The following is a 20,323-nucleotide window of genomic DNA, read 5'->3' as shown; positions in this document are numbered from 1 at the left end:
TCGCTGTTCGTTGGCTTCCATAAGAATGCCACCGTGGCGCACAGACGCCTCGGCTTGGGCGAGTCCATCCAATTACAAAAGCAAAAATTGAGGCCCAAAAAAGGCCGCCTCTGAGGGCGGCCTATTGCCGAGCGGTTTCCTGATGCTTAGTGGAATTGCTCTTCTTCGGTGGAGCCGGTCAGCGCGGTGACGGAGGACTTGCCACCCTGGATCACGGTGGTGACGTCGTCGAAGTAGCCGGTGCCCACTTCCTGCTGGTGAGCCACGAAGGTGTAGCCCTTCGCCGCGTCAGCGAACTCTTGCTCTTGAAGTTTCACGTAGGCGGTCATGTCGTTGCGGGCGTAGTCGTGCGCCAGGTTGAACATGCTGTGCCACATGTTGTGGATGCCCGCCAAGGTAATGAACTGATGTTTGTAGCCCATCGCCGACAGCTCGCGCTGGAATTTGGCGATGGTCGCGTCGTCCAGATTCTTCTTCCAGTTGAAGGACGGCGAGCAGTTGTAAGACAGCAATTGGTCCGGGTATTCCTTTTTGATCGCTTCAGCAAAACGACGCGCTTCGTCCAGATCCGGCTTGGCGGTTTCGCACCAGATCAGATCGGCGTACGGCGCGTAAGCCAGGCCGCGGGCGATTGCCTGATCCAGACCTGCACGTACCTTATAGAAGCCTTCGGCAGTGCGAGTGCCTGTTACAAACGGCTGGTCATACGGATCGCAATCGGAGGTGAGCAGATCGGCCGCGTTGGCGTCAGTTCGCGCCAGAATAATCGTCGGAACGCCAGCAACGTCAGCCGCCAAGCGAGCAGCGACCAGCTTCTGCACTGCTTCCTGAGTAGGCACCAATACCTTGCCGCCCATGTGACCGCATTTTTTTACAGACGCCAGTTGGTCCTCGAAATGCACGCCAGCAGCCCCTGCTTCGATCATGCTTTTCATCAGCTCGTAGGCGTTCAGTACGCCACCAAAACCGGCTTCCGCGTCAGCCACGATCGGGGCGAAGTAATCGATGTAGCCTTCATCCCCTGGGTTCTTGCCAGCTTTCCACTGAATCTGGTCAGCGCGGCGGAACGAGTTGTTGATGCGCTTGACCACGGTCGGCACCGAGTCAACCGGGTACAGCGACTGGTCCGGGTACATCGACTCTGCCGAGTTGTTGTCCGCCGCCACCTGCCAGCCAGACAAGTAGATCGCCTGAATGCCTGCTTTTACTTGCTGTACAGCCTGGCCGCCAGTGAGGGCACCCATGCAGTTGACGAAATCCTTGTCCGGACGGAACGATGGCTTGGCGCCCTGCGTGACCAGGTTCCAGAGTTTATCAGCGCCCAGTTTTGCGAAAGTGTGTTCGGGTTGAACCGAACCGCGCAGGCGGACGACGTCAGCAGCCGAATAAGTGCGAGTCACGCCTTTCCAGCGCGGGTTCTCGGCCCAGTCTTTCTCGATGGCTGCAATTTGTTGTTCGCGTGTCTGTGCCATGGGGTAAACCTCGTCGCATAGGTCTTGGTGAGTCTTGAGGGAAAGCTCCTTGCTCCACCACATCACGGCCGATTCTGCATGGCACGTCTGTGGCTGCTCGCTGATCAGGGGTGATCAAGCCTGCATTGGACGCGATGGCAACAGGGGCGAAGGGTTCAGGGGAGGGAAGAGTGCGGCGAGAAGGGTGAGCTGAAACTGCATACGCTGGCTCGTGGATGCCGTGTAGTGCAGATCTCAAACTGTTTCACCAGTCGACCAATAACGCTTCCGTCCCTCAGGACAACCTCGTTCCAGTCGCAATCTCATCAAACTGCCTTGTGGGCGATACAGACACGAAACGGCTCAAGTTGGGTGGGTTAGAGCGTCGATCCGGAGGCTTTGTGCAAACCTCTGATTAGCGGGAGCGAGGCAATCATGCCTCGTCGGTTCAGACTCGTCAAACGTTTTGTAGTGCTTTTTTACAGGCACTACATATTTGGTCTAATACGACTCATCAGTCAGTTTTGGTCCGATTGGTGTTGGTATTGCGAGGGATATTCGACACTTTGCCATTGCACGGCGAACACGGCTCCCTGTAGGAGCGAACTTCTTCGCGAGACGTCAGGCCGGTTGCACCCGATGACACCGCTTCGCGAACAAGTTCGCTCCTACAGAGAAAAAAGCGTCATCAATCCAGGCTATCGACCTTGACCCGCAAGGTCATGTCCTCACGCCCTTGAGTGGAGTAGCGACGAATCACCCCTTGCTCATCAGCCCGCGATTGATCGCTGGTGCCGGCCAAGGTGATCCACTCACCCAATCGGCCACTGACTTGAGTGTCCGTGCTCTGCACCTTGATCGCGTCCGGTCGTTCCTGACTCATGCGATCACGATTGGTGCTGATGCTCAGATGCACGATGTCACCGGTAATACTGGCGGTCACGTAAAACCCTTGGGTGACATTGCGGTATTGGGTGTTGCTCTGCGGATAGCCGTAGCCATCGGTTTGAGTGGTGGTGATGGGTACGCTTTGCCCAACCTGTATCAACGCCGGTGTCCCTTCGTTGGCCTGCACTTGCTGCACGCCACCGTCACGGCTGGTGGATCCGTAGTTGATGATCCGCGTCTGGTTGCGCCCGCTGACCTGGCCATTCTGCGCGACCACCTGGCCGTTCACCGAGTAACCCGAATTGCTCTGATTGCTACTGTCGCTGGTATCGACGCTGATCAGTAGCCGTTTAGGCGCAGTGTCCAGTTGGCCCAGCAAGTCACGAATTTCGCTGATCTTGTCCGGCTCAGCATTGATGATCAGCTTGTTGCCATACGCGCTGACGGTGCCTTCATTGCCCAGCATCGATTTGACTGTGGGCAACAGATCATCGCTGGTGCGGTAGTTTAGCGGGAGGACTTCAGTGGCAGCAGCGGCAGCAAAACTACACGCCAACAGCAGGGAAGCGAGCAGGGGGCGTAACGACATTTCTGTGATCTCCGCGATGGGGCGCAGCAAAGCGTTGAGTGTGACAGGGTGTCGGCCCCGACAGAGCCAAGTTGAATGGCAGACGGCAAAACGCCCCAACAGTTCCAGCATAGTCAGCTGCAACCCGGGGCGTTCAGGGTCAAGCAACGCTCGACTTATTTTGAATGGCGGACCATATCAACGTGGGCCAAACCCGCTTCGAGGAACTCGTCGCTGACCACGGTGAAGCCAAAGCGCTCGTAGAATGCGGTGGCATACACCTGAGCACTGAGTTTCTGTTGCTTGAGGTCCCGTTGCTCGGCCTGCTCGATGGCTGCATTGAGCAAGGCGTCGCCGACATTCAGCCCGCGCCAGTCCTTTAGCACCGACAGACGACCAATCTCTCCGTCTGGCAGCAAACGCACAGTGCCGATGGGAAAGTCGCCTTCGTAAGCCAGAAAATGCTGGGCACTGGCGTCTTCCGCGTCCCACTCAAGTTCTGGCGGGATCGATTGTTCTGCGACGAACACGGCTTCTCGGATGCGCCGGATGTCGGCATTGTTCTTGTGCCAATCGGCCTTGCGTACGCGGATGCTATTCATCGGCAAATCCCAGACTTCCTTGTTTGACCAGTTCACACACCAGGTCGCGTCCGTTTTCGTCTGCCAGCCAAGGGCCGAGGTTATCGCTGTGCAGCGAGTCGGCGGCGCAGATCAGCTTGAGCAATTCGCGCAGGCTACCTGGCAACAGACGGCTCTGACCGCTGGCGAACAGCAGCAGATCATCGTCAACCTCAGACCACGCCAGACGTGCGCTCGGGTTGCGAATCAGCACGGCGCCCTGTTCCAGGCTGTCCAGCAGTTCGGCTTCTTCCAGTTCCGGTCCGACGACCAATTCCGGATAACGCGGCTCGGTCATGAACTGGCCGAACCAGGTCAGCAGCAGGCGCTCATCGCTCATGTGTTCGGCGAGCAACGCCTTGAGGCGATCCAGCGCGTCGTGCTGGATTTGATTCGGATCACTGACCGGCTGCGCGTCGGCGTCGGTGTAACGCTCTTCGTCAGGAATGAACTGGCTGAGGAAGTCGGTGAAATGCGTCAGCACTTCAGCGGCGCTTGGCGCGCGGAAACCCACCGAGTAGGTCATGCAGTCGTCAACGGCAACGCCGCAGTGGGCCAGACGCGGCGGCAGATACAGCATGTCGCCCGGCTCCAGCGTCCACTCTTCAGTGGCCTGGAAGTCAGACAGAATGCGCAGATCAGCGTGTTCGAGCAGCGGCGTTTCACCGTCGCACATCTGACCGATCTGCCAGTGGCGTTTGCCTTGGCCTTGCAGCAGGAACACATCGTAGTTGTCGAAATGCGGGCCGACGCTGCCACCCGGCGTGGCGAAGCTGATCATCACGTCGTCGATGCGCCAGCTCGGCAGGAAGCGAAAGTTTTCCAGCAGCTCGCTGACTTCCGGCACGAACTGATCAACGGCCTGCACCAGCAGGGTCCATTCGCGTTCCGGCAGTTTGCTGAACTCATCTTCGGCGAAGGGGCCGCGACGCAGTTCCCACGGGCGCTCGCCGTTCTCGATGACCAGACGCGACTCGACTTCTTCTTCGAGGGCCAGGCCAGCCAGCTCGTCGGCGTCGATCGGGTTTTGAAAGTCCGGGATCGCCTGACGGATCAGCAGGGGTTTTTTCTGCCAGTAATCGCGCAGGAAAACGCGTGCGCTAATGCCGCCAAGGAGCTGAAGAGGAATATCAGGATTCATGTGTAACCTATTGAAAAAATGTATTTTTCTGAATGAAATAAAAACGCCCGGCTCAGCCGGGCGTTCAGAGCGCAGGTGCTGTGGTCAGATGCGCTTTGCCTGGGCCACGGCATTGCCAATGTAATTGGCCGGTGTGAGCTTTTTCAGTTCGGCCTTGGCGGCAGCAGGCATGTCGAGGCCGTCGATGAAAGTCTGCAGCGCTTCAGGGCCGATGCCCTTGCCGCGGGTCAGTTCTTTCAGTTTTTCGTACGGGTTTTCGATGTTGTAGCGACGCATGACGGTCTGGATCGGCTCAGCCAGGACTTCCCAGCAGGCGTCCAGATCCGCGGCGATCTTCTGCTCGTTGAGCTCCAGCTTGCTAATGCCCTTGAGGCTCGCTTCGTAGGCAATCACGCTGTGAGCAAAGCCCACACCGAGGTTGCGCAGCACGGTGGAGTCCGTCAGGTCACGCTGCCAGCGGGAGATCGGCAGCTTGCTCGCCAGATGCTGGAACAGCGCATTGGCGATGCCAAGGTTGCCTTCGGAGTTTTCGAAGTCGATCGGGTTGACCTTGTGCGGCATGGTCGATGAACCGATTTCGCCCGCGATGGTGCGCTGCTTGAAATAACCCAGGGAGATGTAGCCCCAGATGTCACGGTCGAAGTCGATCAGGATCGTGTTGTAACGCGCGATCGCATCGAACAGCTCGGCGATATAGTCGTGCGGCTCGATCTGTGTGGTGTACGGGTTGAAACCCAGACCCAGTTCGTCTTCGATAAACGCGCGGGCGTTGGCTTCCCAGTCGATGTCCGAATAAGCCGACAGGTGCGCGTTGTAGTTACCGACAGCACCGTTGATCTTGCCCAGCAGCGGAACGGCGGCGACTTGAGCGATCTGGCGCTCCAGACGGTAAACAACGTTTGCCAGTTCCTTGCCCAAGGTAGTCGGAGAGGCCGGCTGGCCGTGGGTGCGCGACAGCATCGGCACTGCAGCGAAACGGATTGCCAGCTCGCGAATGGATTCGGCGATCTGGCGCATCAGCGGCAGCAGCACGGTGTCGCGGCCTTCGCGCAGCATCAGCGCGTGGGACAGGTTGTTGATGTCCTCGCTGGTGCAGGCAAAGTGGATGAATTCACTGACTTTGGCCAACTCCGGCAATTTGGCCGCCTGCTCCTTGAGCAGGTATTCGATCGCTTTCACGTCGTGGTTAGTGGTGCGTTCGATCTCTTTCACGCGCTCGGCGTGTTCGAGGGCGAAGTCATCGGCCAGCGCGTCGAGGATTGCGTTGGCTTCGGCGGAAAAGGCCGGGACTTCAGGGATTTGCGGGTGAGCCGCCAGGCGTTGGAGCCAGCGAACTTCTACCAGGGCACGAAAACGGATCAGGCCGTATTCGCTGAAAATAGGGCGCAGGGCCTGGGTTTTGCCGGCGTAGCGGCCGTCTACAGGGGAAACCGCAGTGAGCGAAGAAAGCTGCATGGGGTGTTCTCGGACAGTCGGGCAACGAAAAGGGGCGCGTATCATACATTAAAAATTCGCCGAGCCGACTTGGACTCGTCGACGTAGATCGCGCAGTGCATGAAAATTGGGTGGTGGATGGCCTGAAATAAATCAGCCGTGCATCAACGGGTACAGTTCTTTCAATAACTTGCGACGGCTGACGACCAGCTGCCAGCGATGACCGCCCACTTGTCGCCAAAGACGAGCGGAGCGAATACCGGCCAGCAACAGCGCGCGGATCTTCGATGCATTGTTTGGTTGTTGCAGATTGCGCATATCGCCGTGGACCTGAATCCGCTGGCGCAGAGTGCTCAGAGTGTCCTGATACAGCGCGCCGGTGGCCGCAATCACGTTCTCATGGGCGATGCCGAAGTGTTCAACCTGGGATTTGATTTGCGGCAGGCGTTTGCCGATGACCTCCAGCATGTCGTCGCGCTTGGACAACTGACGCTCCAGGCCGAGCATCGACAATGCGTAACGCAAAGGTTCGCGCTGCAGGGTGCCAGGGTCTCTTTCAAGGGCACTGGCGAGGGCGCGATAGCCTTCGCGCAGGTTCAGGTCGTCACCGCCGTAGACCTCAAGCGTGTCCTTGGGGTCCAGCACCAACAGGCTGCCGAGCATACAGCCAACGGCGGCTTCACCGGCCTGCCCGGTCTTGGCGATGCGATCGACCAGCACCGCCGCCTGAAACACACCGCCCAATGCCACCAGTTGCTCTTGAAGCGGACTCATCAATGCCCATCCTTGCTGTGCCAGGGTTCGGCAGTTTCAATGACGCCGCCGCCCAGACAGATCTCGCCATCATAGAAGACAACCGATTGGCCCGGCGTAACGGCGCGTTGCGGTTCGTCGAACGTGGCGCGGTAACCGGTGGCGGTGCGTTCAAGGGTGCATTGCTGGTCGCCCTGGCGATAACGCACTTTGGCGGTCAGTTGGCGCGGGGTGGTGAGATCAATTTCATTGACCCAGTAGATTTCCGAAGCGAGCAGGGCGCGGGAGAACAGCCAAGGGTGTTCGTTGCCCTGGCCGACGATCAGCTCGTTGTGCTCCAGGTCCTTGACCAACACGTACCATGGCTCATCGCCTGCGTCTTTCAATCCGCCGATGCCCAGGCCCTGACGCTGGCCGATGGTGTGGTACATCAGGCCCGCATGGCGGCCAATGACTTCGCCTTCGGTGGTCTTGATTTCGCCGGGCTGCGCGGGAAGATACTGCTTGAGGAAGTCGGTGAAGCGACGCTCGCCGATGAAGCAGATGCCGGTTGAGTCTTTCTTCTTCGCCGTCGCCAGCTCGTACTTCTCGGCGATGGCGCGCACCTGCGGTTTTTCCAGCTCGCCCACCGGGAACAGCGTCTTGGCGATTTGCTCGCCGCCGACCGCGTGCAGGAAGTAGCTCTGGTCCTTGTTCGGGTCCAGGCCCTTGAGCAGTTCGGTGCGCCCGTCGATATCACGGCGACGCACATAATGGCCGGTGGCGATCAGATCGGCGCCGAGCATGAAGGCATAATCAAGGAAGGCTTTGAATTTGATTTCGCGGTTACACAGGATGTCCGGGTTCGGCGTGCGGCCGGCTTTGTACTCTTCGAGAAAGTGCTCGAAGACGTTGTCCCAGTATTCCGAGGCGAAATTGACCGTGTGCAGTTTGATGCCAATGCGGTCGCACACGGCCTGGGCGTCTGCCAGGTCGTCCATGGCGGTGCAGTATTCCGTTCCGTCGTCTTCTTCCCAGTTCTTCATGAACAGGCCTTCCACCTCATAGCCCTGCTCCATGAGCAGGAGGGCGGAAACTGAAGAATCCACGCCGCCGGACATGCCGACAATGACGCGCTTCTTTTCTGTAGGGGAAAAGGCTGAATCAGACATAGGAATTCATTGGGTGACTTGGAAAAGGACGCGATTCTAGCAGGGAGTCGGCGCCAAGGCGAAAAAGCTGTTCAGTCACGTATGACCTCCAGGCTGTGAATCGGCCCGGCAAGGTATTCGTCGATGCAACGCAATACCAGTTCGCTGCGCCAGCGCTCGGGTTGGCTCGCCAGTTCATCGCGGGTCATCCACGGGGCGCCGACGATGCCAGTGTCCAGCGTGCGCTCAGGATGATGCTTGACGGTTTTGGCCGTGAAGCAGACTCGTTGATAGGTCACGCTGTTGCTGGGGGCCGTGTACAGGTAAATGCCCACGACACCGGTGAGTTCAACGTCCCAACCGGTTTCCTCCAGGGTTTCGCGGATCGCGGCGTCACGCAGGGTTTCATCGGGGTCCAGATGACCGGCCGGTTGATTGAGCACCAGCTTGCCGCTTTTCTGTTCTTCGACGAACAGGAAGCGGCCGTTGTCTTCGACGATGGTGGCGACGGTGATGTGGGGTTTGAAATCCATGTGGCAATCTCCCGAAGGCGGACAGGGGCGCTTTGTTGGAGCGAGGCTTGCCCGCGAAGCCAGCGGCGCGGTCAATCAGTTTCGCTACCTCATCGTTAGCTTCGCGGGCAAGCCTCGCTCCAACATCAATAAAAAACCCCGGCACTGGGCCGGGGCTTTTAGTTGCGATCCAGCAAACCTTACTTGAGCGCGTCGATCGCCTCGTTCAGGGTTTTGCTTGGACGCATTGCCTTGCTAGCCAGTTCTGGCGTGGCGAAGTAGTAGCCGCCGATGTCCAGTGGCTTACCCTGCACCGAGTTCAACTCTTCGACGATAGTCGCTTCGTTGTCAGCCAGAGTTTTTGCCAACTGAGTGAACTGCGCTTGCAACGCGGTATCTTCGGTCTGCGCAGCCAGCGCCTGAGCCCAGTACATGGCCAGGTAGAAGTGACTGCCGCGGTTGTCGATGCCGCCGACTTTGCGCGATGGAGACTTGTTGTTGTCCAGGAATTGGCCAGTGGCCTTGTCCAGGGCAGTCGCCAGTACCAGCGCTTTCGGGTTGTTGTAGATCGTGCCCAAGTGCTCCAGAGAGGCTGCCAGTGCCAGGAACTCACCGAGCGAATCCCAGCGCAGGAAGTTCTCTTCAACCAACTGCTGAACGTGCTTGGGTGCCGAACCGCCCGCGCCAGTTTCAAACAAACCGCCGCCATTCATCAGCGGAACGATCGACAGCATCTTGGCGCTGGTGCCCAGTTCCATGATCGGGAACAGGTCAGTCAGGTAGTCGCGCAGCACGTTGCCGGTCACCGAAATGGTGTCCCTGCCAACGCGAATGCGCTCCAGGGACACTTTCATCGCATCGACTGGCGACTTGATGGTGATGTCCAGACCGCTGGTGTCGTAATCCTTCAGGTATTTTTCGACCTTGCTGATCATCACGGCATCGTGGGCGCGCTCAGGGTCCAGCCAGAAAATGGCCGGAGTGTTGCTGGCGCGGGCACGGTTGACGGCGAGCTTTACCCAGTCCTGGATCGGCGCGTCTTTGGTCTGGCACATGCGCCAGATGTCGCCGGCTTCAACAACCTGTTCCATCAGCACAGCGCCTTTGTCGTCCGTTACGCGGACAACGCCATCGGTGTCGATCTGGAAGGTCTTGTTGTGCGAACCGTACTCTTCGGCTTTCTGCGCCATCAGGCCGACGTTCGGCACGCTGCCCATGGTGGTCGGATCGAAGGCGCCGTTTTTCTTGCAGTCTTCGATGACGGCCTGATAGATGGTCGCGTAGCAACGATCGGGGATCAGAGCCTTAGTGTCTTGCAGGACGCCTTCGGTGTTCCACATTTTGCCGGAATCACGAATCATCGCTGGCATCGAGGCGTCGACGATCACGTCGCTCGGTACGTGCAGGTTGGTGATGCCTTTGTCCGAGTTGACCATCGCCAGAGGAGGGCGGGTCGCGTAGACCGCTTGCAGGTCTGCTTCGATCTCGGCTTGCTTGTCAGCTGGCAACGACTTGATGCGCGAGTACAGATCGCCAATGCCGTTGTTCAGGTTGAAGCCGATTTCTTTCAGTACGTCGGCGTGCTTGTTCAGCGCGTCCTGATAGTACTCGGCAACGATTTCGCCGAACATGATCGGGTCGGAAACCTTCATCATGGTGGCTTTGAGGTGCACGGAGAACAATACGCCCAGCTTCTTGGCGTCTTCGATCTCTTTGGCAACGAAAGCACGCAGGGCTTTCTTGCTCAGGGTGGCGCAGTCGATCACTTCACCGGCCAGTACCGAAGTTTTTTCCTTCAGGACCGTGGTAGTGCCGTTCTTGCCAACCAGTTCGATCTTCACTGCGCCGTCTGCTGCGATCAGCGAGGATTTTTCGCTGCCGTAGAAGTCGCCATTGTCCATGTGCGAGACATGGGATTGGGAGTCTGCACTCCAGGCGCCCATCTTGTGCGGGTGCTTGCGAGCGTAGTTCTTCACCGAAAGCGGGGCGCGACGATCAGAGTTACCTTCACGCAGTACCGGGTTCACGGCACTGCCTTTCACTTTGTCGTAGCCAGCCCTGGCAGCCTTGTCAGCGTCGGTGATCTCTTCGTCCGGGTAGTTGGGGACGTCGTAGCCCTTGTCCTGCAGCTCCTTGATCGCCGCTTTCAACTGCGGAACCGAGGCACTGATGTTCGGCAACTTGATGATGTTGGCTTCAGGCGTAGTCGCCAGCGCGCCAAGCTCTGCCAGATCGTCGGACACTTTCTTGTCACCCAGGCGCTCGGGAAAGCTGGCCAGAATACGGGCGGCGAGGGAGATGTCGCGAGTTTCAACAGAGATATCAGCAGAGGAAGTGAAGGCTTCGATGATAGGCAGGAGTGAATAGGTGGCGAGGGCAGGCGCTTCGTCGGTGAAGGTATAGATGATCTTCGAACGGTTGGGCATTTCGGGATAACTCTCTTCTTTGCTGAGCGTACACAAAATTTCGAGATGCGCAGGGTAGGCACTTTCGCCCAAGGTATCGATGAGCCGAAAGTCGAGAATTTCGTCGCGTGATATGGGATGTATCAGTCGAGCGTCAACAGGTTCTGTCTCGGGGTCAAAGTCTCGTGTGAGATGGCTTGGCCCCCGATGACCCAGTGGTCACCGGCCGCAGTATACCACCGGTCCCCAGCATTAATAGGAGGGTAGTGTGAACGCCGTAGGGTCGTGGGAGTGGGTTTGGCGCCATTGGTCGCTGCGCCGAAGTCCCGAAAATTCCCTCAGCCCACGCGTTGCGCGCCCTGCGGCAAGGTGTCGCAGGTTTGTAAGGCGCAACTGAGCAAGTGAATCTCAAGTCGGTTTTCGACTAAAGGCGCATGCGGTTCGCCGTCTTTATGGGCGTGACACTACCCGACCGCGCACGCTGGAATGCCCCTCAGGAAGCGCAAGGCAGCAGCCTGAGGTTTGAAAGCGGTTCTGATTTGCCACGAAGGCGATTTGCAGGCAAAAAAAAGCCGGTCAGTCCGAGGTGTGTACTGACCGGCTTTTCAGGTCTCGCGCTTGAACGGTCCGGCTCAGGCGTGATCTCTTTGCTGCACTTGCGTGTGCGGCTCCTGATTCACTGCTGGGGTTACCGATTCGGTTGCAGAAGCAATATCTACCGCATGCAACCCTTTAGGACCCTGGATAATGTCGAACTTGACCGGCTGGCCTGCCTTCAACGTTTTGTAGCCGTCCATCTTGATAGCCGAGTAGTGGGCGAACAAATCCTCTGTTTTCCCATCCTCAACGATGAACCCATAACCCTTGGCATTGTTGAACCATTTGACTTTACCGCTTGCCATAGTCACATCCCTCTGCAAAGGACTCCGTTGGGAGTATCATCCACCTCATCCGCCGGACCTAAAAAATTTTGGTTGACTGCGCGGACCCTTTTTACCCAATGTGGGTTCTATTGTTTGTAACACCGTTTAGCCGATAGTCAAGGTCATGCGGCGATCCATTTGAAAACCGGTCAGACTGCGACGCACTATTTCAATTCGCCCCCTAACGAACCTTTCTTTCCATGCATGCAATCAGCAAGATTCGACTAACATTCAATCAGGATGATCCGCAATCCCATGAGGATGAAGCGGCAGGCGTCGCGGTTCAGGATGCCAAGCCGATTTTGCAGGTGCCACCGATGTACAAGGTGGTTTTGTTCAACGACGATTACACGCCGATGGATTTCGTTGTTGAAGTCCTCGAGGTCTTTTTCAACCTGAATCGTGAGCTGGCGACCAAGGTCATGCTGGCCGTCCATACAGAGGGACGGGCAGTTTGTGGATTGTTTACCCGCGACATCGCCGAGACCAAGGCAATGCAGGTGAACCAATACGCCAGGGAAAGCCAGCATCCGCTACTCTGTGAGATCGAGAAGGACGGTTAAACGCCGGACACTTGGGTATGAGGTGAAGCTATGTTAAACCGTGAGCTCGAAGTCACACTCAATCTGGCTTTCAAGGAGGCCCGTTCCAAACGTCATGAGTTCATGACCGTGGAACACCTTCTGTTGGCTTTATTGGACAACGAAGCTGCAGCCACCGTACTGCGTGCCTGCGGCGCAAACCTCGATAAACTCAAGCATGACCTGCAGGAGTTCATTGACTCCACCACACCGCTGATCCCCGTCCATGACGAGGATCGTGAAACCCAGCCAACCCTGGGCTTCCAGCGCGTCCTGCAACGAGCAGTCTTTCACGTACAAAGCTCCGGCAAGCGTGAAGTCACCGGTGCCAATGTACTTGTCGCAATTTTCAGTGAACAGGAAAGCCAGGCAGTGTTTCTGCTCAAACAGCAGAGCGTCGCCCGAATCGATGTGGTCAATTACATCGCTCATGGCATTTCCAAGGTGCCGGGCAACGGCGATCATTCTGAAGGTGAGCAAGATATGCAGGACGATGAGGGCGGTGAGTCTTCTTCTTCGGGCAATCCTCTGGATGCCTATGCCAGCAACCTGAATGAATTGGCCCGTCAAGGCCGCATCGATCCGTTGGTGGGCCGCGAGCTTGAAGTCGAGCGTGTCGCTCAGATCCTCGCGCGTCGCCGCAAGAACAACCCGTTGCTGGTGGGTGAAGCTGGCGTGGGCAAGACCGCCATCGCTGAAGGGCTGGCCAAACGCATCGTCGACAATCAGGTCCCTGACCTGCTGATGAACAGTGTCGTGTATTCGCTGGATCTCGGCGCGTTGCTGGCGGGCACCAAATACCGCGGCGATTTCGAGAAGCGCTTCAAGGCGTTGCTTGGCGAGCTGAAAAAACGGCCTCACGCGATCCTGTTCATCGATGAAATTCACACCATCATCGGCGCAGGCGCTGCGTCGGGTGGGGTTATGGATGCTTCCAACCTGCTCAAGCCCTTGTTGTCGTCAGGCGATATTCGCTGCATCGGCTCTACCACGTTCCAGGAATTTCGCGGGATCTTCGAAAAAGACCGTGCACTGGCCCGTCGTTTCCAGAAAGTCGATGTGTCCGAGCCTTCGGTGGAAGACACCATCAGCATTCTGCGTGGCCTGAAAGGGCGTTTCGAGCAGCACCACAACATCGAGTACAGCGACGAGGCACTGCGTGCGGCGGCTGAACTGGCATCGCGCTATATCAATGACCGGCACATGCCGGACAAGGCTATCGACGTGATCGATGAGGCCGGTGCCTATCAACGTCTGCAACCGGTCGAGAAGCGTGTCAAGCGCATCGAAGTCCCTCAAGTTGAAGACATTGTCGCCAAGATCGCGCGTATTCCGCCAAAACACGTCAACAGCTCGGACAAAGAGCTGCTGCGTAATCTGGAGCGCGATCTCAAGCTCACCGTATTTGGTCAGGATGCTGCGATCGACTCGCTGGCAACGGCAATCAAGCTGTCCCGTGCGGGCCTCAAGTCGCCGGATAAGCCGGTCGGTTCGTTCCTGTTCGCCGGGCCTACCGGGGTCGGCAAGACCGAAGCGGCTCGTCAGTTGGCCAAGGCGCTGGGTGTCGAGCTGTTGCGTTTCGACATGTCCGAGTACATGGAGCGTCACACCGTGTCGCGTCTGATCGGTGCGCCACCAGGTTATGTCGGTTTCGATCAGGGCGGTCTGTTGACCGAAGCCATCACCAAGCAGCCGCACTGCGTGTTGTTGCTCGATGAGATCGAAAAGGCGCACCCAGAAGTCTTCAACCTGCTGCTGCAGGTCATGGACCACGGGACCCTCACCGACAACAACGGTCGCAAAGCGGATTTCCGCAATGTCATCGTGATCATGACCACCAACGCCGGTGCTGAAACGGCCGCGCGTGCTTCGATCGGTTTCACCCATCAGGATCACTCCTCTGATGCGATGGAAGTGATCAAGAAGAGCTTCACGCCGGAATTCCGGAACCGTCTGGACACCATCATTCAGTTTGGTCGCCTCAGCCATGAGGTCATCAAAAGCGTGGTGGACAAGTTCCTCACCGAACTTCAGGCGCAACTGGAAGACAAGCGTGTGCTGCTGGAAGTGACCGATGCTGCACGCGGTTGGCTGGCAGAAGGTGGCTATGATGCGCAAATGGGCGCTCGCCCAATGGCGCGTCTGATCCAGGACAAGATCAAGCGTCCTCTGGCTGAAGAAATCCTTTTTGGCGAATTGGCCGAACATGGCGGTGTTGTACACATCGACCTGAAAGACGGCGAAATCACCTTTGATTTCGAGACCACGGCAGAGCTTGCCTGACGCTTCACCGCACTAAAGCAAAAGGCGCCGATTGGCGCCTTTTTGCTCAGTGCCTACCCTTGAAAGCACCCACTTCCTGTAGGAAGGTTCCTGTCGTTGAGCCGTCGAGCCGTCGCCCAGCAAATGCTGATCCTGTTGGAGCGAGGCTTGCCCGCGAAACTAACAACGCGGAGCGTCAGATCAACCGAGGGGTCAACTTCGCGGGCAAGCCTCGCTCCAACAGAGGATGGCCTACAAATCGCACGCACACAAAAACGCCCGGCATAGGCCGGGCGTTTTTGTTAAGACCTGCTTAACGGGCGCGGTATGTGATGCGCCCTTTGCTCAAGTCGTAGGGCGTCAGCTCAACACGCACCTTGTCACCGGTAAGAATACGAATGTAGTTCTTGCGCATCTTGCCGGAGATATGCGCGGTTACGACGTGCCCGTTTTCCAACTCCACACGAAACATGGTGTTGGGCAGGGTGTCGACGACAGTGCCTTCCATTTCGAAGCTGTCTTCTTTCGACATGCAGTAAAGCCCTCGGTATCCAATGAATGGCCCGGTGCAACTGGCAGCCAGGCAAAAGCGGGCTGCATTGTGCCCGAAAACTGAGGGTTAAGCCAAGGGCTTAGTAAAGAGTGACCCATCTTTGGTTAGTCAACAGCTCAATGGGCCTGTATTGCGTCTTGTAATTCATCTTTTTGCAGTTTTTTATCCAGTAACCCAGATACACCGCATGTAATTCCATTCGCGCCGCTTCAGCGATCTGCCACAGAATCGCGTATCGCCCCAGGCTGCGGCGTTCTTCGGCCGGTTCATAAAAGGTATAAACCGCGGAAAGACCGTTGGGCAGCAGGTCGGTAACGGCTACCGCGAGCAGTCGTCCGTCTACACGGAATTCATAGAAACGAGAAAACGGCAGGTCGCGCACCAGAAACGTCGAAAATTGATCGCGGCTGGGCGGAAACATATCGCCGTCGGCATGCCGCTGTTCGATATAACGCTTGTAGAGGTCGAAATACTCTTCGCTGAAATGCGGCTTGGTACTGGTTACTTCAAGATCCGCGTTTCGCTTGAAGATGCGCTTTTGCTGACGGTCAGGCTCGAACAGTCCCACGGGAATGCGGGCCGGCACGCATGCGCTGCAATTCTGGCAGTGCGGGCGATAGAGATGATCGCCGCTACGGCGGAAACCCATGTCCGAAAGGTCGGCGTATACCTGCACGTCCATCGGCTGGCTGGGGTCGAGGAACAGCGTGGTGGCCTGCTCCTCGGGCAGGTAGCTACAGGAATGGGGTTGAGTGGCATAAAACTTAAGCCGCGCCAGCTCTGTCATGATCAACCCTCGAGAAAAAAGCTTTGGTAAGAGTGTATGTCAGGCGAGTCAAACTCGCCTAGGCAGCCAGTCGGCACAATTGCTCTGATCGAGGTGCTGGCGCAAGTAATCGGCAAACGTTGAGCGAGGAATCGAGCGCGCGCCCAGGCTTTGCAGGTGCGTAGTCGGCATCTGGCAGTCAATGAGCACAAAACCCCATGCATCGAGGTGCTCAACCAACGTTGCGAAGCCGACCTTGGACGCATTGTCAGCGCGGCTGAACATCGATTCGCCGAAGAACAGCTGCCCCATCGCCAGCCCATAGAGCCCGCCGACTAACACCTCGCCGTCCCAGACTTCAACGCTATGGGCCAGGCCGCGCTGATGCAGTTGCAGATAGGCCGCCTGCATAGAGTCTGTTATCCAGGTGCCATCAGCGTAACTGCGCGGCGCTGCGCAGGCCTGAATCACCGCGCTGAAATCCTGATCGAAGGTCACTTGATAGCGTTGTTGACGCAGCAATTTGCTGAGACTTTTGGACACGTGAAGTTCATCGGGCAACAGTACCGTGCGTGGATCCGGCGACCACCAAAGGATCGGCTGACCCTCCTGAAACCAAGGAAAACAACCATGTCGATAGGCCTGGATCAGTCGGTCAGGCGACAGATCGCCGCCAGCCGCGAGCAATCCGTTGGGCTCGCGCATGGCCTTTTCCAGTGGCGGGAATTCGAGCTTATTGCGTTGTAACCAGGTCAGCATGACATCCAGACCTTACGAGAGGGGAGGGCGGTAGAGGTCAGTTTGCAACTCCGTGCCGGTAACGCGGTCACACGCGGTTGTCCGGTGTAGCAAATGGTGGCCATTAGGTGTCGAGTCAGCAGTTCATCACCTGTGCCAAAGCAGCGTTTGTCGATCAGTTGCGTCACCTTGAGATAAACCCGTCATAAGCCTTTGTCAGCAAAGAGAATGCATGCTCAAATTACCCGGTCCCGCCTGTGCTTGAACATCTGCGTAGTGCAAGCCAGACTAACGTGGCACGCGGCGTGCAAATCCGTACAATGTGCGACGTTGTTTAACCTCATTTCAAGTCACCTGTCGAGCGTGGGTTCAACATTGTTGACCTCTCGTGGCTGGCCGGATCGGTCAGCGTTACTTCGTCAATGCAGTCGTTCATAGTCAATCATCAGATGTTCGCGCTAGCGCGCAGGAATTGAAGCGTTTTGAAGAAATCCAACGTAGCACCCAGTCCCGTTCCGCTTTGGCGGCAGCATTTGCACTACCGGCTCAAGGAAGGTGCGCTGATTGCCTTTGGCGCCCTGTGCCTGTACCTGATGATGGCCCTGTTGACCTACGATCAGGCCGACCCGGGCTGGAGTCACACCAGCAGTTCCCTCCAGGTACAAAACGCTGCCGGCCGCGCGGGCGCATTTTCCGCCGACATCCTGTTCATGGTGCTCGGCTACTTCGCCTACATCTTCCCGCTGCTGTTGGCCGTCAAGGCCTATCAGGTATTTCGTCAGCGCCACGAGCCTTGGCAGTGGAGCGGCTGGCTGTTTTCCTGGCGCATGATCGGTCTGGTGTTCCTGATTCTTTCCGGCGCCGCGCTGGCCCATATCCATTTCCATTCTGCCGCCGGTCTGCCGGGTTCTGCGGGTGGCGTGCTGGGCGAAGTGCTTGGGGATCTGGCCAAGCGCGCGCTGAATATCCAGGGCAGTACGCTGTTGTTCATCGCGTTGTTCCTGTTCGGGCTGACGGTATTCGCCGACCTGTCGTGGTTCAAGGTTATGGACACCACTGGCAAGATCACCCTGGACTTGTTCGAGTTGTTTTCCGGCTCGATGAACCGCTGGTGGAGCGCGCGCAACGAACGCAAGGAAATGCTGGCGCAACTGCGCGAAGTCGACGCGCGAGTCGATGAAGTCGTAGCCCCGATCGCCCCGGATCGTCGTGAGCAGGCCAAGGCCAAAGAACGTCTGATCGAGCGTGAACAAGCGCTCACCCAGCACATGACCGCTCGTGAAAAGCACATTCCTGCAGTCATTGCTCCTGCACCGGCCAAGGCGCCAGAGCCGAGCAAGCGTGTGCAGAAAGAGAAGCAAGCGCCGTTGTTCGTCGACAGTGCTGTGGAAGGCACCTTGCCGCCGATTTCGATTCTTGATCCGGCAGAAAAGAAGCAGCTTAATTATTCGCCTGAGTCCCTGGCTGCGGTCGGGCACTTGCTGGAAATCAAGCTCAAGGAATTCGGCGTGGAAGTCTCGGTGGACTCGATCCATCCTGGCCCTGTCATTACCCGTTACGAGATCCAGCCGGCTGCGGGCGTCAAGGTCAGTCGTATTTCCAATCTGGCAAAAGATTTGGCCCGTTCGCTCGCTGTGACCAGCGTGCGTGTGGTTGAAGTCATTCCTGGCAAGACCACAGTCGGTATCGAAATCCCCAACGAAGACCGGCAGATCGTGCGCTTCTCCGAAGTGTTGTCGACACCGGAATATGACGACGCTAAATCCCCGGTCACGCTGGCGCTGGGTCACGACATCGGCGGCAAGCCAGTCATCACCGATCTTGCGAAGATGCCGCACCTGCTGGTGGCCGGTACGACCGGTTCCGGTAAGTCGGTGGGTGTGAACGCGATGATCCTGTCGATCCTGTTCAAGTCCGGCCCGGAAGACGCCAAGCTGATCATGATCGACCCGAAAATGCTTGAGCTGTCGATTTACGAAGGCATCCCGCATTTGCTGTGCCCGGTCGTGACCGACATGAAGGACGCCGCCAACGCACTGCGCTGGTCCGTGGCTGAAATGGAACGTCGATATAAGCTGATGGCGAAAATGGGCGTGCGTAACCTGTCCGGCTTCAATCAGAAGGTCAAGGACGCCCAGGACGCCGGTACTCCATTGGTGGATCCGCTTTACAAGCGCGAAAGCATTCACGATGAAGCGCCACTGCTGGTGAAATTGCCCACCATCGTTGTGGTGGTCGATGAGTTTGCCGACATGATGATGATCGTCGGCAAGAAGGTTGAAGAACTGATTGCGCGTATCGCGCAGAAGGCTCGTGCTGCGGGTATCCACTTGATCCTCGCCACCCAGCGTCCGTCGGTTGACGTGATCACCGGTCTGATCAAGGCGAACATTCCGACGCGCATGGCGTTCCAGGTGTCGAGCAAGATCGACTCCCGGACCATCATCGACCAGGGTGGCGCTGAACAATTGCTCGGCCACGGTGACATGCTTTACATGCCTCCGGGCACCAGCTTGCCGATTCGGGTTCACGGCGCGTTCGTTTCCGATGACGAAGTTCACCGTGTGGTGGAAGCCTGGAAACTGCGCGGCACTCCTGATTACAACGAAGACATTCTGGCGGGCGTTGAAGAGCCCGGCAGTGGCTTTGATGGCGGCAGCGGTGGTGGCGACGGCGATGACAGCGAAAGTGATGCGCTGTACGACGAGGCAGTCAAATTCGTCCTTGAAAGCCGCCGCGCGTCGATCTCTGCGGTTCAGCGCAAACTCAAGATTGGCTACAACCGCGCTGCTCGCATGATCGAAGCGATGGAGATGGCGGGGGTCGTGACTTCAATGAACACCAACGGTTCGCGTGAAGTGATTGCGCCAGCCCCGATGCGTGACTGATTGTCAGCACCGCGTCCTATTGACCTGGCGGTGCGCAGCGCATCGTCAGCCTTGAACTGAATCAAAGAGGACTCCCATGCGCCTTATCCGCATGTTGTTGGTATCTGCACTGGCTTTCTCCGCTGTCTCGGCCCATGCCGACAGCAAGGACGTCGCGCGTCTGACACAACTGCTCGAAACCTCGAAAACCCTGACCGGGCGCTTTTCACAGCTGACCCTCGATGGCGGCGGCACGCAACTGCAGGAAACCTCCGGCGAAATGACCTTGCAGCGCCCTGGCCTGTTCAACTGGCACACCGACGCGCCGCAAGAGCAGTTGATGGTGTCCGACGGCAAGAAAGTTTCGCTGTGGGACCCGGATCTGGAGCAGGTCACGATCAAGACCCTCGACCAGCGTCTGACCCAGACGCCGGCGCTGTTGCTGTCGGGTGACGTGTCGAAGATCAACGAAAGCTTCGACATCACCGCCAAGGAGGCGGGCGGCGTGATTGATTTCGTGCTCAAGCCCAAATCCAAGGACACGCTGTTCGACAGCCTGCGCCTGTCGTTCCGTAACGGCCTGATCAACGACATGCAACTGGTCGACAGCGTCGGACAGCGCACCAATATCCTGTTTACCGGCGTCAAGGCCAACGAGCCTGTGGCCGCGAGCAAATTCCAGTTCCAGATCCCGAAGGGCGCTGACGTCATTCAGGAATAAGAGGCTCGGC

17 protein-coding genes are annotated in these 20,323 nt (G+C 57.6%); 4 read left to right on the top strand and 13 right to left on the bottom strand.

The window, feature by feature from the left end; genetic code table 11:
• Positions 1–146 precede the first annotated feature (146 nt).
• The 10 genes from aceA to cspD all read right to left on the bottom strand — a co-directional run bounded on the left by aceA (position 147) and on the right by cspD (position 11,804).
• Positions 147–1,472 (bottom strand): isocitrate lyase, encoded by a 1,326-nt coding sequence (gene aceA, locus ACWKWM_RS19470; protein WP_483838721.1) that lies wholly within the window; start codon positions 1,470–1,472, stop codon positions 147–149.
• Between the two features lie 667 nt (positions 1,473–2,139).
• Positions 2,140–2,928 (bottom strand): secretin N-terminal domain-containing protein, encoded by a 789-nt coding sequence (locus ACWKWM_RS19465; RefSeq protein ID WP_483847697.1) that lies wholly within the window; start codon positions 2,926–2,928, stop codon positions 2,140–2,142.
• 155 nt (positions 2,929–3,083) lie between these two features.
• A complete protein-coding gene (locus ACWKWM_RS19460; protein ID WP_483847696.1) occupies positions 3,084–3,509 on the bottom strand; it encodes a GNAT family N-acetyltransferase in 426 nt (141 codons plus the stop codon).
• The gene (locus tag ACWKWM_RS19455; protein ID WP_483847695.1) at positions 3,502–4,668 is read right to left on the bottom strand and encodes a ribosomal protein uL16 3-hydroxylase; all 1,167 of its coding nucleotides are present in this window, start codon (positions 4,666–4,668) and stop codon (positions 3,502–3,504) included. Before ACWKWM_RS19455 ends, ACWKWM_RS19460 begins: the two co-directional genes overlap by 8 nt.
• An 84-nt stretch (positions 4,669–4,752) precedes the next feature.
• The gene (purB, locus tag ACWKWM_RS19450; protein ID WP_483847694.1) at positions 4,753–6,123 is read right to left on the bottom strand and encodes an adenylosuccinate lyase; all 1,371 of its coding nucleotides are present in this window, start codon (positions 6,121–6,123) and stop codon (positions 4,753–4,755) included.
• Between the two features lie 132 nt (positions 6,124–6,255).
• Positions 6,256–6,876, bottom strand: coding sequence for a high frequency lysogenization protein HflD (gene hflD / locus ACWKWM_RS19445; RefSeq protein ID WP_483847693.1), 621 nt, complete (start codon positions 6,874–6,876; stop codon positions 6,256–6,258).
• The gene (mnmA, locus tag ACWKWM_RS19440) at positions 6,876–8,006 is read right to left on the bottom strand and encodes a tRNA 2-thiouridine(34) synthase MnmA (protein ID WP_483847692.1); all 1,131 of its coding nucleotides are present in this window, start codon (positions 8,004–8,006) and stop codon (positions 6,876–6,878) included. Before mnmA ends, hflD begins: the two co-directional genes overlap by 1 nt.
• 71 nt (positions 8,007–8,077) lie before the next feature.
• On the bottom strand, positions 8,078–8,518 hold the full coding sequence (locus ACWKWM_RS19435; protein ID WP_483847691.1) for an NUDIX hydrolase: 441 nt from the start codon (positions 8,516–8,518) through the stop codon (positions 8,078–8,080).
• A 179-nt stretch (positions 8,519–8,697) separates the two neighbouring features.
• A complete protein-coding gene (locus tag ACWKWM_RS19430; RefSeq protein ID WP_483847690.1) occupies positions 8,698–10,923 on the bottom strand; it encodes an NADP-dependent isocitrate dehydrogenase in 2,226 nt (741 codons plus the stop codon).
• A 611-nt stretch (positions 10,924–11,534) separates the two neighbouring features.
• Positions 11,535–11,804, bottom strand: coding sequence for a cold shock domain-containing protein CspD (gene cspD, locus ACWKWM_RS19425; protein ID WP_483847689.1), 270 nt, complete (start codon positions 11,802–11,804; stop codon positions 11,535–11,537).
• Positions 11,805–12,025: 221 nt separating this feature from the next.
• Here cspD and clpS point away from each other — a divergent pair, with 221 nt between their 5' ends.
• Positions 12,026–12,388: an ATP-dependent Clp protease adapter ClpS gene (clpS, locus tag ACWKWM_RS19420; protein WP_483838731.1), complete on the top strand. Its 363-nt coding sequence runs from the start codon at positions 12,026–12,028 to the stop codon at positions 12,386–12,388.
• Between the two features lie 30 nt (positions 12,389–12,418).
• A complete protein-coding gene (gene clpA, locus ACWKWM_RS19415; protein WP_483838732.1) occupies positions 12,419–14,689 on the top strand; it encodes an ATP-dependent Clp protease ATP-binding subunit ClpA in 2,271 nt (756 codons plus the stop codon).
• A 292-nt stretch (positions 14,690–14,981) separates the two neighbouring features.
• Here clpA and infA read toward each other — a convergent pair whose 3' ends face one another.
• The 3 genes from infA to aat all read right to left on the bottom strand — a co-directional run bounded on the left by infA (position 14,982) and on the right by aat (position 16,746).
• Positions 14,982–15,200, bottom strand: coding sequence for a translation initiation factor IF-1 (infA, locus tag ACWKWM_RS19410; protein WP_002553999.1), 219 nt, complete (start codon positions 15,198–15,200; stop codon positions 14,982–14,984).
• 100 nt (positions 15,201–15,300) lie between these two features.
• On the bottom strand, positions 15,301–16,008 hold the full coding sequence (locus ACWKWM_RS19405) for an arginyltransferase (RefSeq protein WP_483847688.1): 708 nt from the start codon (positions 16,006–16,008) through the stop codon (positions 15,301–15,303).
• A gap of 48 nt (positions 16,009–16,056) precedes the next feature.
• Positions 16,057–16,746, bottom strand: coding sequence for a leucyl/phenylalanyl-tRNA--protein transferase (aat, locus tag ACWKWM_RS19400; RefSeq protein ID WP_483847687.1), 690 nt, complete (start codon positions 16,744–16,746; stop codon positions 16,057–16,059).
• Positions 16,747–17,207: 461 nt separating this feature from the next.
• Between aat and ftsK the strand changes: the two genes are divergently transcribed.
• Positions 17,208–19,613, top strand: coding sequence for a DNA translocase FtsK (ftsK, locus tag ACWKWM_RS19395; protein ID WP_483847686.1), 2,406 nt, complete (start codon positions 17,208–17,210; stop codon positions 19,611–19,613).
• 76 nt (positions 19,614–19,689) lie between these two features.
• Positions 19,690–20,313 (top strand): outer membrane lipoprotein periplasmic chaperone LolA, encoded by a 624-nt coding sequence (gene lolA / locus ACWKWM_RS19390; RefSeq protein WP_483847685.1) that lies wholly within the window; start codon positions 19,690–19,692, stop codon positions 20,311–20,313.
• Positions 20,314–20,323 lie beyond the last annotated feature (10 nt).

The sequence above is a fragment of the Pseudomonas rosaeacicularis genome, from assembly GCF_057128745.1.
Note: the sequence above shows the minus strand (reverse complement) of the source record. Positions and strands in the feature narration are given on the sequence as shown.

What these genes read in the sequence shown, in the direction of transcription:
- cspD (WP_483847689.1), bottom strand. Translation starts at nt 11,804, where the DNA reads ATGGCAAGCGGTAAAGTCAAATGGTTCAACAATGCCAAGGGTTATGGG.
- aat (WP_483847687.1), bottom strand. Translation starts at nt 16,746, where the DNA reads ATGCTGACCTGGTTACAACGCAATAAGCTCGAATTCCCGCCACTGGAA.
- ACWKWM_RS19435 (WP_483847691.1), bottom strand. Translation starts at nt 8,518, where the DNA reads ATGGATTTCAAACCCCACATCACCGTCGCCACCATCGTCGAAGACAAC.
- lolA (WP_483847685.1), top strand. Translation starts at nt 19,690, where the DNA reads ATGCGCCTTATCCGCATGTTGTTGGTATCTGCACTGGCTTTCTCCGCT.
- mnmA (WP_483847692.1), bottom strand. Translation starts at nt 8,006, where the DNA reads ATGTCTGATTCAGCCTTTTCCCCTACAGAAAAGAAGCGCGTCATTGTC.
- clpA (WP_483838732.1), top strand. Translation starts at nt 12,419, where the DNA reads ATGTTAAACCGTGAGCTCGAAGTCACACTCAATCTGGCTTTCAAGGAG.
- aceA (WP_483838721.1), bottom strand. Translation starts at nt 1,472, where the DNA reads ATGGCACAGACACGCGAACAACAAATTGCAGCCATCGAGAAAGACTGG.
- clpS (WP_483838731.1), top strand. Translation starts at nt 12,026, where the DNA reads ATGCATGCAATCAGCAAGATTCGACTAACATTCAATCAGGATGATCCG.
- ACWKWM_RS19455 (WP_483847695.1), bottom strand. Translation starts at nt 4,668, where the DNA reads ATGAATCCTGATATTCCTCTTCAGCTCCTTGGCGGCATTAGCGCACGC.
- ACWKWM_RS19465 (WP_483847697.1), bottom strand. Translation starts at nt 2,928, where the DNA reads ATGTCGTTACGCCCCCTGCTCGCTTCCCTGCTGTTGGCGTGTAGTTTT.
- purB (WP_483847694.1), bottom strand. Translation starts at nt 6,123, where the DNA reads ATGCAGCTTTCTTCGCTCACTGCGGTTTCCCCTGTAGACGGCCGCTAC.
- ACWKWM_RS19405 (WP_483847688.1), bottom strand. Translation starts at nt 16,008, where the DNA reads ATGACAGAGCTGGCGCGGCTTAAGTTTTATGCCACTCAACCCCATTCC.
- ACWKWM_RS19460 (WP_483847696.1), bottom strand. Translation starts at nt 3,509, where the DNA reads ATGAATAGCATCCGCGTACGCAAGGCCGATTGGCACAAGAACAATGCC.
- ACWKWM_RS19430 (WP_483847690.1), bottom strand. Translation starts at nt 10,923, where the DNA reads ATGCCCAACCGTTCGAAGATCATCTATACCTTCACCGACGAAGCGCCT.
- infA (WP_002553999.1), bottom strand. Translation starts at nt 15,200, where the DNA reads ATGTCGAAAGAAGACAGCTTCGAAATGGAAGGCACTGTCGTCGACACC.
- hflD (WP_483847693.1), bottom strand. Translation starts at nt 6,876, where the DNA reads ATGAGTCCGCTTCAAGAGCAACTGGTGGCATTGGGCGGTGTGTTTCAG.